This is a genomic window from Pseudomonas sp. NFACC14 (assembly GCF_900106885.1).
GTDB lineage: Bacteria > Pseudomonadota > Gammaproteobacteria > Pseudomonadales > Pseudomonadaceae > Aquipseudomonas > Aquipseudomonas fluorescens_AA.
In genome coordinates, this window is record NZ_FNOA01000009.1 from 177341 (window position 1) to 189532 (window position 12192).

The following is a 12192-nucleotide window of genomic DNA, read 5'->3' on the forward strand; positions in this document are numbered from 1 at the left end:
TGTACCACTATCGCGAGCAGGCTCGCTCCCACAGGGTTAACCGAACCCCCAAAAAAACGCCGCTCAATGAGCGGCGTTTTTGTACCTCACCAGACAGCGTCCGGCTTACAGCGCCATGTCAGCCGCTGGATTGGCCTCACGGGCCTCGGCTGGCTTGGCCGGTGCCGCAGGAGCGCCTGGCTTGCCGATGGCCGGTGGCGGGTCCAGTTGCAGGACCTCGCTGGTGTAGGCCCATTCCTGGGCGACGCGCTCTGGGCTGTCGTTGAGCTTGGTGCCGTAGCTCGGCACGATCTGGCGCAGTTTTTCCTGCCAGGCCGGGCTGGCGACCTTGTCCTTGAAGACCTTCTCAAGCACGGTCAGCATGATCGGTGCAGCGGTCGAGGCGCCAGGCGAAGCACCCAGCAGGCCGGCGATGCTGCCGTCCTGGGAGGCAACCACTTCGGTGCCGAGTTTCAGGACGCCGCCCTTCTCTTCGTCACGCTTGATGATCTGCACGCGCTGGCCGGCCTGCCACAGGCGCCAGTCTTCCTGCTTGGCTTCCGGGAAGTATTCTTTCAGGGCGTTGAAGCGATCTTCGTCCGACAGCATCAACTGACCTGCCAGGTATTCGACCAGTGGATACTGTTCGATACCAACCTTGGTCATCGGCCACATGTTGTGGGTGGTGGTGCTGGTCAGCAGGTCGAAGTACGAGCCGTTCTTCAGGAACTTGGTGGAGAACGTTGCGAACGGGCCAAACAGGATCACGCGCTTGCCATCGAGCACACGGGTGTCCAGGTGTGGAACCGACATCGGCGGTGCGCCCACCGAAGCCTTGCCGTACGCCTTCGCCAAGTGCAGCTGGGCAACGGTCGGATTTTCGGTGACCAGGAACGAACCACCCACCGGGAAACCTGCGTATTCACGGGCTTCCGGGATGTCGGACTTCTGCAGCAAGTGCAACGCACCGCCACCGGCGCCGATGAACACGAACTTGGCGTCGGTTTCGGTTTCGGTACCGTCTTTCAGGTTCTTGTACGAAACGCGCCAGGTGCCGTCTTCGTTGCGGGTGATCTCTTCCACTTCGCTGGACAGCTTGAGGGAGAAGTTCGGCTTGGTTTGCAGGTAAGCCGCGAATTGGCGAGTGATTTCGCCGAAGTTCACGTCAGTACCCAGGGGACTCCAGGTGGCCGCGACTTTCTGGCTCGGATCACGCCCTTGCATCATCAGCGGAACCCACTTGCTGATCTGCTCGCGATCTTCGGAATACTGCATGCCGGCGAACAACGGGCTGGCCTGGAGGGCTTCGTAGCGCTTCTTCAGGAACGCGATGTTCTCGTCGCCCCACAAAAAGCTCATGTGCGGCGTGGAGTTGATGAACGAGCGCGGGTTCTTCAGCACACCGTTCTTGACCTGCCAGGACCAGAACTGGCGGGAGATCTGGAAGGCTTCGTTGATTTCGATGGCCTTGGAGATATCGACCTTGCCGTTCTTGTCTTCCGGTGTGTAGTTCAGTTCAGCCAAAGCAGAGTGACCGGTACCGGCATTGTTCCAGCCGTTGGAGCTCTCTTCGGCAACACCGTCCAGGCGCTCGACCATTTCCATGGTCCAGCCCGGCTCCAGCTCATTGAGCCAGACGCCGAGTGTCGAGCTCATGATGCCCCCACCAATGAGCAAGACATCCACTTTTTTTGGCTCGGCGGCGTGCGTGGTCGCAAGACCCATCGCCATCGCCAGGCCCAGTAGCGCCGTGTGTGTTTTCTTCAACATGTGTGTATCCCTAGGATGGAACGCCATTCCGCCCTCCGGTTCTGTTCAAGGATAAACCACGCCCATGGCCAGCGAGCCAGCACGGTGGTTATCGAGAAAAACCGGAGGATGGACCTACAGGGCCGAGCAATACGTCGGCCTCACATTTATGTCTCTCCGGCGCTGACTTCTTGTAGGTCTTGGCTTCAGCTGGGTGAGGGACACTGCAAAACGGTCGTCATCGGGCCTGGCGTGGCCGTGCCCGATTGTCGCAGCGGGGGGAGTTTACATAATGAAATAAACAGACCGAAGCGCATTTTTACATTCTTGGCAAAAACGCCGACCAAATGACGGCATTTTAATGGCCCTCGCGACGGATTCGTGTAGGAGCTGTCGAGTGCAGCGAGGCTGCGATCTTGCCCTGGCCGCTTGAGTCTTAAGCGGATGAATTAAAGGATCGCAGCCTCGCTGCACTCGACAGCTCCAACAGAGTATCTACAACACAAACCTATCCGAGCAGCTGACTCAACACCGCCCGCAACTTGCCCGGCTTGACCGGTTTGTTGAGCAGCGGTGCATCCAGCTTGCGCAAGGCGCGGCGGCACTGGTCGCTGCGGTCGGCGGTGATGATCACCGCCGGAATCGCCTGGCGGAAATGCTCGCGCAGGTGCTTGACCACTTCACAGCCCACGACCCCATGATCCAGGTGGAAATCCGCCAGGATCAGCTCCGGCGCACGGCCTTGCAGCACGTCAAGGGCGCCCGCCTCGTCGGTGGCGGTCAACACGTCACAGCCCCATTGCCCCAACAGCGCGGCCATGCTTTGCAGGATGCTCAGCTCATTGTCGATCACCAACAAGCGCCGCCCCGGCAGCGGGTTGCCGGCGACCGCCTGTACCGGGGCCAGCGACACGGGCAGCGGTTTTTCACTGGACAGCGGCACTTCGATACTGAACACCGAGCCGCGTCCCGGCCGCGAACGCACCTGCACCCGGTAGCCGAGGATATGGGCGATGCGTTCGACAATCGCCAACCCCAGGCCCACGCCTTTGCGATCCGCCGCCCGGCCGACGTCCAGTTGGTTGAATTCGAGGAAAATCGACTCCAGGCAATCGGCAGCGATTCCCCGCCCCGTGTCCCAGACTTCCAGGCTCAGGCGCCCTCCCCGCCGCCGGGCCGCCAGGAGAATGCCGCCTTGGTCGGTGTAGCGGCAGGCGTTGCTCAGCAGGTTACGCAGGATACGGCTGATCAATCGCAGGTCGGTCAGCACCGCTTCGTCGCCAAACCGCACTCGCAACTCCAACCCGGCGGCACCGGCCACCGATTGAAACTCCGACACCAGCGGCCCCAGCAACTCATCCAGCCGGTACGGCGCCAGGTCGGGCTTGACGGCGGCCTGATCCAGCCGGGAAATATCCAGCAGGTCGGTGAGCAGGTCTTCAGCGCCCTCAAGCGCCTGGTGGGTGCGTTCGACCAGCACGTGCTCGGCGGCAGGCAGTTCGCGCTCACGCAACGTGGCGATCAGCAAGCGCGCCGCGTTGAGTGGCTGCAACAGATCATGGCTGGCGGCGGCCAGGTATTTGTCCTTGCTGCGGTTGGCGGCCTGGGCGACGTCCCGGGCATCGCGCAATTGCTGTTCTACCCGTTCGCGCTGGGCAATCTGCTGCTGCAGGTTGTGGTTGGCCTCCAACAGCGCATCGGTGCGCTCGGCCACCCGCTGTTCCAGCTGGTCGTTGAGCTGTTGCAGGTGTCGCCGGGCCTGTTCCAGCTCGTCGAGGCGCGCCGTCAGTTCCGGATAATGACTCTTGCGCGTCGAGTGATTGCCCAGCCCCAACAGCCCCTCCAAGGCTTTTTGCTGCTCGTCAGAGGGCTTCGCCATAAACGACCTCGACATCCCGCTGGCTCGACTCCCGAGGATTGGTGAGGATGCACGGGTCGTGCATCGCATGTTGCGACAGGAACGGGATGTCCGAGGTGCTCACGCCGTGCAGGCCCAGGGTCTCGTGGAAACCGATGGTGTGCTTGAGGGCAATCAGGTGCTCCACCAGCCGGGTGCGGATCTGCCGGTGGTTGAGCCCCCGGCAATCGATGCCCAGGGTCTCGGCAATCACCTTGAAACGCTCCGGTGCCGAGTTGTAGTTGAACGCCACCACGTGCTCCACCAGTACCGCGTTGCACAGGCCATGGGGCAAATCGAGGAACCCGCCCAGGCTGTGGGACATCGCGTGCACGGCCCCGAGGATCGCGTTGGAGAACGCCAGCCCGGCCTGCATGCTGCCCAGCATGATTTTTTCCCGCAGGGCGATGTCCGCCGGGTTGGCGATCATCTGCACCAGGTTGCCATTGATCAGGCGCATCGCTTCCAGGGCATGGGGGTCGGTCAACGGGCCGTGACCGGTGGACACGAACGCCTCGATGGCATGCACCAGCGCATCGATGCCGGTACAGGCGGACAGGAACGGGTCCATGCTCAGGGTGGTTTCCGGGTCGATCAGCGACACGTCCGGCACCGCCGCCTTGCTGACGATGGAGAACTTCATGCGTTCTTGCTGGTTGGAGATGATCACGAATTGCGACACATCAGCCGACGTCCCCGCCGTGGTGGGGATCAGGATCAGCGGCGGGCTGGGCACGTTCAGGGTGTCAACGCCTTCGAACTCGAGGATATTGCGGCCGTGGGCCACGACGATGCCGATGCCTTTGCCGCAATCCATCGGGCTACCACCGCCCACCGCGACGATGACATCGCAATGGTTTTCCCGGTACAGGTCGGCCCCGAGCATCACTTCCTCGACCCGTGGATTGGGCGAGACCGCGCTGTAGATGCAGTAATCGATACCTTGGGCCTGGAGACTGGCTTCGACGTCCGCCACCCAACCGGCGGCGATGACCCCGGGATCGGTGACGATCAGCACTTTGCGTGCCCCGAAGGTCTTGGCGTAGTTGCCGACATTGTGCCGACAACCGGCACCGAACATGATTTCAGGAGAAACGAACTTGCGCAGCGGGCTGAGGCTCATCTTTTCAGTTACGTGGCTCATTGGTAAGCCTGTTGTTATTGTCAGGGGATACCTTGAGCCTAAAGCATCCCGCTGTGAATGCAATCAGACCAATGGGTAGCCCGGCCTGAATGTTCCAGGCCGGGCCAGCACTCATCGGTTGGCGAAGTACATCGTCACTTCAAAGCCGATACGCAGGTCGGTGTACGCGGGTTTAGTCCACATGGGTCTTTCCTCTTCTTGTACCGGGCCATTCCGGCAAGGTCATTAATGCACGCCACGCCTGGGGCTCGAATGCTACTTTCGAAGCGGTGGATGGGGTGCGTTGGTATGGGGTGGCTGGCACGCAATCGCATAACCTTTGTGGGAGCGAGCTTGCTCGCGATGAGGTCGGGGCATTCAACACTGATGTTGACTGATCGGCCGCTATCGCGAGCAAGCTCGCTCCCACAGGGTGTAGCTGTGTTATCGGGTTAGAAGAACCCCAACGGATTGATGTCGTAGCTCACCAGCAGGTTCTTGGTCTGCTGGTAGTGATCGAGCATCATCTTGTGGGTTTCACGCCCCACGCCGGACTTCTTGTAGCCACCGAACGCGGCATGGGCCGGGTACAGGTGGTAGCAGTTGGTCCAGACGCGACCGGCCTTGATCGCCCGGCCCATGCGGTAGGCGCGGTTGATGTCGCGGGTCCACAGGCCGGCGCCGAGGCCGAACTCAGTGTCGTTGGCGATCGCCAGGGCTTCGGCTTCGTCCTTGAAGGTGGTCACACCTACCACCGGGCCGAAGATCTCTTCCTGGAACACGCGCATTTTGTTGTGGCCCTTGAGCAGGGTCGGCTGGATGTAGTAGCCGCTCGACAAGTCACCTTCCAGGTGCTCGGCCGCACCACCGGTCAACAATTCGGCCCCCTCTTCCCGGGCGATCTCCAGATAGGAAAGGATCTTGTCGTATTGCTGCTGCGAAGCCTGGGCACCGACCATGGTCTCGGTATCCAGTGGGTTGCCACGCTTGATCTTGGCGATTTTCTTCATCACCTCAGCCATGAATGGTACATAGATCGACTCCTGCACCAGTGCCCGGGACGGGCAGGTGCAGACTTCGCCCTGGTTGAAGAACGCCAGTACCAGCCCTTCGGCAGCCTTTTCGATGAAGGCCGGCTCGGCCTGCATGATGTCTTCGAAGAAGATGTTCGGCGACTTGCCGCCCAGTTCCACAGTCGACGGGATGATGTTCTCGGCGGCGCATTTCATGATGTGCGAGCCCACCGGGGTGGAACCGGTGAAGGCGATCTTGGCGATGCGCTTGCTGGTGGCCAGGGCTTCGCCGGCTTCGCGGCCGAAACCATGGACAATGTTCAACACGCCAGGTGGCAGCAGGTCGGCGATCAGTTCGATAAACACAGTGATCGACAGCGGCGTCTGCTCCGCCGGCTTGAGCACGATGCAGTTACCCGCGGCCAGGGCCGGGGCAAGTTTCCAGGCGGCCATCAGCAGCGGGAAGTTCCACGGGATGATCTGCCCGACCACGCCCAGCGGTTCGTGGAAGTGATAGGCCGTGGTCAGTTCGTTGATCTCGGCGGCCCCGCCCTCTTGGGCGCGTATGCAGCCGGCGAAGTAACGGAAATGGTCGGCCGACAGCGGCACGTCGGCATTGAGGGTTTCGCGTACAGCCTTGCCGTTGTCCCAGGTTTCTGCAACAGCGAGGACTTCCAGGTGCTGCTCGATGCGGTCGGCGATTTTCAACAGTACCAGGGAGCGGTCCTGCACCGAGGTCTTACCCCAGGCGTCGGCGGCGGCATGGGCGGCATCCAGGGCCTTGTCGATGTCGGCGGCGCTGGAGCGCGGGAATTCGGCAATGACTTCGCCATTGACCGGTGACGTGTTGGTGAAGTACTCGCCGTTGACCGGTGCGACGAACTCGCCGCCGATGAAATTGCCATAGCGCGGCTTGAAGGAAACGACGGCGCCTGGGGTTCCGGGTTGTGCATAGATCATGATGGGGCCTCTGCCTGGTCGATGCCTGTCACGGGACAAGCGATAGGCCGATGGTAGAGAGCCCCGCCGGCCGGACGAATGCGTCGTTGGCAGGGGGGACTCTCGTTATTTGGTAGTAGGTTTTGCTGCGATCCGAGGATGAGCCGGGCTTTTTTGTGGGAGCGAGCTTGCTCGCGATGAGGTCGGCACCTCCAGCATGGAGGGTGCCCGATTGACCGCTATCGCGAGCAAGCCCGCTCCCACAGGTTCGCTACTTGCCAAGGTTGGCTCAGCGCTTGGCGACAAGTTCTTTGGGCAACTTGAAGGTCCAGAGCATGCCGCCCTGGTTGAAGTCTTTCACACGCTTGGCCACTTCGCCGCCCCACAGCGGCACCGCGCCGCCCCAACCGGACACCACGGAGACGTATTGCTCGCCGTCCATTTCCCAGGTGATGGGCGAGCCAAGCACACCGGAGCCGGTCTGGAATTCCCAGACCTTTTCCCCGGTCTTGGCGTTGAAGGCCTGCAGGAAGCCTTCAGGCGTGCCGGTGAAGACCAGGTTGCCCTTGGTGGTCAGCACCCCGCCCCACAGTGGCGCATAGTTCGTGTGGCGCCAGACTTCCTTGCCGGTCTTCGGATCGATGGCCCGCAGCACGCCGATGTAATCCTCGTTCAGCGGCTTGATGGTGAAGCCGGCCCCGAGGAACGCCGCGCCTTTCTTGTAGGCGATGCCTTCGTTCCAGATGTCCATGCCCCACTCGTTGGACGGCACGTAGAACAGGCCAGTGTCCTGGTTGTAGGCCATGGGCATCCAGTTTTTCGCGCCGAGGAACGCCGGTGCCACGAACACCGAACTGCCCTTGGCTTCGCTGCCCGGCGCACCCGGACGGCTGGCCTCGTTGTAGATCGGCCGGCCGTCCTTGTCCAGGCCGGTGGCCCAGGTGATCTTGTCGACAAACGGGAAGCCGCGGATGAATTTGCCATTGGTGCGGTCGAGCACGTAGAAGAAGCCGTTACGGTCGGCGGTGGCCGCGGCCTTGATGTCCTTGCCGCCTTCCTTGTAGTTGAACGAGATCAGCTCGTTGACGCCATCATAGTCCCAGCCGTCGTGCGGCGTGCTCTGGAAGTGCCATTTGATGGTGCCGTCGTCCGGGTTCAGGGCCAGGCGCGAGGAGGAATAGAGGTTGTCGCCAGGACGCAGGTGGGAGTTCCAGGGCGCCGGGTTACCGGTGCCGAACAGCAGCAGGTTGGTTTCCGGGTCGTAGTAGCCGCCCAGCCAGGGTGCGGCACCGCCGGTTTTCCACAGATCGCCCGGCCAGGTCTTGCCCGCCTCGCCTCCGGAGATACCGTTCTCGACCGCCTTGCCATCCTTGTAGACGTAGCCCATGTGGCCTTCCACGGTCGGACGGGTCCACAGCAGTTCGCCATTCTTCGGATCATAGGCACTGATCTGGCCCACCACGCCGAACTCGCCACCGGCCACGCCAGTGATCAGCTTGCCGTTGACGATCAGCGGAGCGGCACTGATGGAATAGCCTTCCTTGTGGTCGGCGACCTTCTTGCTCCACACCACTTTGCCGGTGTCCTTGTTCAAGGCCACCAGCTTGGCGTCGAGGGTGCCGAAGAACACCAGGTCCCCGTACAAGGCCACGCCGCGGTTGATCACGTCGCAGCAAGGGCGGATGTCATCGGGCAGGCGCGCATCGTACTGCCACAGTTTCTTACCGGTGCGCGCATCCACGGCAAACACCCGCGAATAGGAACCGGTGAGGTACATCACCCCGTCCTTGATCATCGGCTGGGCCTGCTGGCCGCGCTGCTTTTCACCGCCGAAGGAGAACGCCCAGACCGGACGCAGGTCCTTGACGTTGCTGACGTTGAGCGTGTCGAGCGGGCTGTAGCGCTGGCCCTGGACACCCAGGCCATTGGTCACAATCTGCTCGGGGTTCTTCGGATCCTGGAGAATTTCCTGATCGGTCACGGCTGCAAGGGCCGAACCGGACAGCAGCATGGCACTGAGCAGCAGGCTCACGGCGAAGGGTTGGCGACGTGCGGGATGACTCATGACGGCTACCTCTGCGGTTTTTGTTATACCCGGGAAATTTTCCCGGTCTGTCGCAGATTCTTAGGCTCGGGGCCGCTGGCAACAATTGCCCGCTGTGTTGAGTTTTCTAGTTCCTTGGTACATGTGGGGCCGTTGCCTGTGTCCACATTTCCTGCGACGGGCCCATTTGTGGCGAGGGGATTTATCCCCGTTGGGGCGCGAAGCGGCCCTTTATCTTCTGCTGACGATCAGGGTGACTGGACTGGCTCATGGGGCTGCTTGCGCAGCCCAGCGGGGATAAATCCCCTCGCCACAGGGGTGTGTCTTCAGCCTGGGTCATGAGCATCCACCCGTTTCATCACCGCCCGTTCATAACGTGGATAGAGATGACTGACACTACGGATCAACTCATACCGACTCAGGCTGATCCCGGCGAAGCGTTCAGGGATGGGGCTGCGGATCATCTCGGCCATGTCGTCGCCCCTGGCCGCGCCGTCGCGCATCAGTTGGTCGAGCCAGCCCAGGTAATCGCGCATCTGCGCAAAGGGTCGGGCGTCAGTCGCCACGGGGCCATGGCCGGGCACGATCTGCTTCCAGGGCAAGGCCTGCAGGGTGTCCAGGTCTTTGAGCCAGACCTCCAGCCCGGGGCTGTTGGGGGTGGTCAGGGCCCGTTCGTAGAACACCAGGTCGCCGGCGAACAATACGCCGGTGGTTTCGTCGAGGATGGCCAGGTCGGCCCCGGTATGCCCGGCCAGTTGCAGCAGTCGCAACGCGTGATTGCCCACCTTGAGCACACCGGGCGTCAACACTTGGGTGGGCAGCACCACCTCGGTGCCGCGCATCCAGTCGCCCACCAGGCGGTACATGTTTTCCGCCATGGCATCGCCCTGCTGCCGCAGCAAATCCGTAGTCCCGGCCAAGGCACCGATGGGCACCCCGCTGAACGCCTGGTTGCCCAATACGTGGTCGGGGTGATGGTGGGTCAGCAAGACCTGGATGACCGGCTTATCGGTGGTCGCCGCAATGGCCTGGCGCAACGCCTCGCCGTAGCGCTTCGACGGCCCGGTGTCGATCACCACCACGCCGACATCGGTGACGATAAAACCGGTATTGACGATATTGCCGCCGTTGGCCTTGGCAAAGTTCTCTGTACTGCCTTCCAGCAGCCAGGTGCCTTCGGCGATCTGCTGGGGCTTGAGTGAGTAATCCGTACCGGCCCAGGCTGGTCCGTTCAGGCACATGACAATCAGCAGCAACCAACGCATGGCGCGCTCCTTGTGGTCAGGGGATCGCCGCCTCGAACGCGTTGCCGCTGTTGTCGCGCAGCAACAGGCGGGTTTGCCCGGGGCCTTGTATATCGAAGCCCAGGCTGGGGTTTTCGCTGACCGCCGGAAACAGCTCCAGGCGCGCCAGCACCTGGCCGTCGGCGTCCAGCAGTCGGGCCTGGTCGAGGAAGAATTCGGGGATGCCGCTCACCAGGCCGTTATCCATCGGATGGGCCACCTGCACGCGCAGGCGGCTGGTGTCGCCACGGGGAAAACGCCGCCCCAGGACTTCGCCAAGGTGCTCTTCCCAGCCTGGCTGGGTACGCACCACGCTGGGCGCGGTACAGCCGCCCCCGGCCGCGTCGATCAGGGTCGAGCCAACGTGCCACAGACCGTCCCGGGTCTGCACGGCGGCCCGCAGTGGCGTGGCCTGTTCGATGCGAATACGGATCGACAGCCAGGGCAGCACCCGCTCCCCCGGTTGGAAGTCGACGATTTTCGGCAGCGGATTCAATTCGGCCCAGGCCAGCACCCGCACGACGTCCCCGGCGAAGGCCCGGGCATCGATTTCCAGCGGCACCTGGCGCGCATCCTCGGCGAAGGGCGGCGCCAGCAACCGCACCCGGTCATCGAACACGAATGGCGCATCACCCAACAGTTGCTTGTGGTAGAAAGCCCACATCACCGAGGGCACCGGATCCTTGCCGGGCTCGACCGCCGCCTGGGCCATCAACGACAGGCCGCACCACAGCAGGCAACAGCCCAAGCGATAAGCACGCCATTTCATCCCTGTGCTCCTATTGGTACATCTCGGGCACTTCGTAACGCAGGCCGTAATGGGCGTAGACAGCCTTGACGCTGCCATCGCGGATCAAGCCTTCCAGCGCCTCTTCCACCGCATAGGCCAACTGACGGTTGCTTTCATGCACCGCCATGCCGATTTCCCAGCGTTGCTTGCCCATGTTCGGATAGGCATTCTCCGCCAGTGCCAGTTGCGGATCGGCCGCCTCATGCACTTGCCAGTCGATTTCCCCGCGCATGGCCATGACCGCGTCGACCTCGCCAGCCTGCATGGCCTTGAAGGCCTGGCTGACACCAGGGTAATGGCGGGTCTTGGCGCTGAGCATGCCGTTGAACACCGAAGTCAGGTAGAACGACGGCACGCTGTCGACTTCCACCCCGATAGGGTGCTGCTGGAACACCGCGACGCTGCCCACCGAATCCAACCGGCGACGGTCGTACGCCACCTGCCAGCACTCCTGCTGATAAGGCCCGAACATCACCACCTGGGCGTTTTCCAGCTCACCGACGTCGTTGCGCTTTTGGACGTAGTCGTGATCGTACGGCACACGCATCATCAAGTCGGCCAGTTGCCGGTCATGCAGCGGGCTGCTGCGCCAGATGTAATCACGCAGATCGTCATCGAGCTTCTCGCCAGGCGGCGCCCACATCAGCTTCAGGCGCACGCCCAGGGCCTTGGCCAAGGCCTGGGCCAGTTCGACGTCGACGCCCCTGGGCTGGCCCTGGTCTTCGAAGCTGTAGGGGGCGAAGTCCTTGTAGACCGCCACCTTCAGTTCCCCGGCGGCAATCATCTGGTCGTAACTGCGCACCTGGGCCTGAACCGCCTGGGCACCCAGCAACACGCAGCAGATTACCCAGGCGAACCAGCGCATGGCGATCACTCCTCGACGTGCACGCTGTCAAGATAAGTGCGCACTGCCCACAAGGCTTCCTGGCTCAGGTAATCAGCCATTTTCGGCATGTAGACTCGACCGTCGCGTACCGCGCCATGGCGTACGCGCTCGACGAACCATTCGTCTCCGGCTTCGGCGGCGTCCAACATGCGCAGGTCCGGGGCGATCCCACCGGACTTGGCTTCCAGGCCGTGGCATGCGGCGCAGTTCTGGTTGTAGGCCGAGGCGCCGATTTCCACGGCCCGATCATGCTCGGACGACGTGCGATAGGGGTTTACCGTCGCCCAGCCGTCGCCGTCCACGGCCACTCCGGTGTCTTTGATCGGGGTCAGTCCCTTGGTTTCCACTGCCTGGGGCACTACGTTGCCGTGGGCCCATGCGGAGCCTGCGCCGATCAGCCCCATCAGCAATGCGGTAGCGATGATGGCGTTGCGTTTTGTTGTCATTGTTATGCCCTCTGGATTGCACGCAAGACCTCTGTGAAGAAGC

10 protein-coding genes are annotated in these 12192 nt (G+C 62.3%); all 10 read right to left on the reverse strand.

The annotated features are described in order from the left end of the window. Positions 1-105: 105 nt before the first annotated feature. A complete protein-coding gene (gene mqo / locus BLU85_RS15970) occupies positions 106-1749 on the reverse strand; it encodes a malate dehydrogenase (quinone) (RefSeq protein WP_092200650.1) in 1644 nt (547 codons plus the stop codon). Between the two features lie 487 nt (positions 1750-2236). Continuing rightward, positions 2237-3607 (reverse strand): hybrid sensor histidine kinase/response regulator, encoded by a 1371-nt coding sequence (locus BLU85_RS15975; RefSeq protein WP_092200647.1) that lies wholly within the window; start codon positions 3605-3607, stop codon positions 2237-2239. Beyond that, on the reverse strand, positions 3591-4748 hold the full coding sequence (ercA, locus tag BLU85_RS15980; protein WP_092200644.1) for an alcohol dehydrogenase-like regulatory protein ErcA: 1158 nt from the start codon (positions 4746-4748) through the stop codon (positions 3591-3593). The genes BLU85_RS15975 and ercA overlap by 17 nt, the downstream gene beginning before the upstream one ends. 132 nt (positions 4749-4880) lie before the next feature. Continuing rightward, the gene (gene pqqA, locus BLU85_RS15985; RefSeq protein WP_003243383.1) at positions 4881-4952 is read right to left on the reverse strand and encodes a pyrroloquinoline quinone precursor peptide PqqA; all 72 of its coding nucleotides are present in this window, start codon (positions 4950-4952) and stop codon (positions 4881-4883) included. Positions 4953-5200: 248 nt separating this feature from the next. Continuing rightward, positions 5201-6721 (reverse strand): acetaldehyde dehydrogenase ExaC, encoded by a 1521-nt coding sequence (locus BLU85_RS15995; protein ID WP_092200641.1) that lies wholly within the window; start codon positions 6719-6721, stop codon positions 5201-5203. Positions 6722-6989: 268 nt separating this feature from the next. Then, complete coding sequence (locus tag BLU85_RS16000) at positions 6990-8765, reverse strand: PQQ-dependent methanol/ethanol family dehydrogenase (protein ID WP_092200638.1); 1776 nt, start codon at positions 8763-8765, stop codon at positions 6990-6992. Between the two features lie 305 nt (positions 8766-9070). Further along, on the reverse strand, positions 9071-10009 hold the full coding sequence (locus tag BLU85_RS16005; RefSeq protein ID WP_092200635.1) for a quinoprotein relay system zinc metallohydrolase 1: 939 nt from the start codon (positions 10007-10009) through the stop codon (positions 9071-9073). A 16-nt stretch (positions 10010-10025) separates the two neighbouring features. Next, complete coding sequence (locus tag BLU85_RS16010) at positions 10026-10796, reverse strand: quinoprotein dehydrogenase-associated SoxYZ-like carrier (protein ID WP_092200632.1); 771 nt, start codon at positions 10794-10796, stop codon at positions 10026-10028. Between the two features lie 10 nt (positions 10797-10806). Further along, positions 10807-11682, reverse strand: coding sequence for a substrate-binding periplasmic protein (locus BLU85_RS16015; RefSeq protein WP_092200629.1), 876 nt, complete (start codon positions 11680-11682; stop codon positions 10807-10809). A 5-nt stretch (positions 11683-11687) separates the two neighbouring features. Next, positions 11688-12149: a cytochrome c-550 PedF gene (gene pedF, locus BLU85_RS16020; RefSeq protein ID WP_092200626.1), complete on the reverse strand. Its 462-nt coding sequence runs from the start codon at positions 12147-12149 to the stop codon at positions 11688-11690. Between the last annotated feature and the right edge of the window lie 43 nt (positions 12150-12192).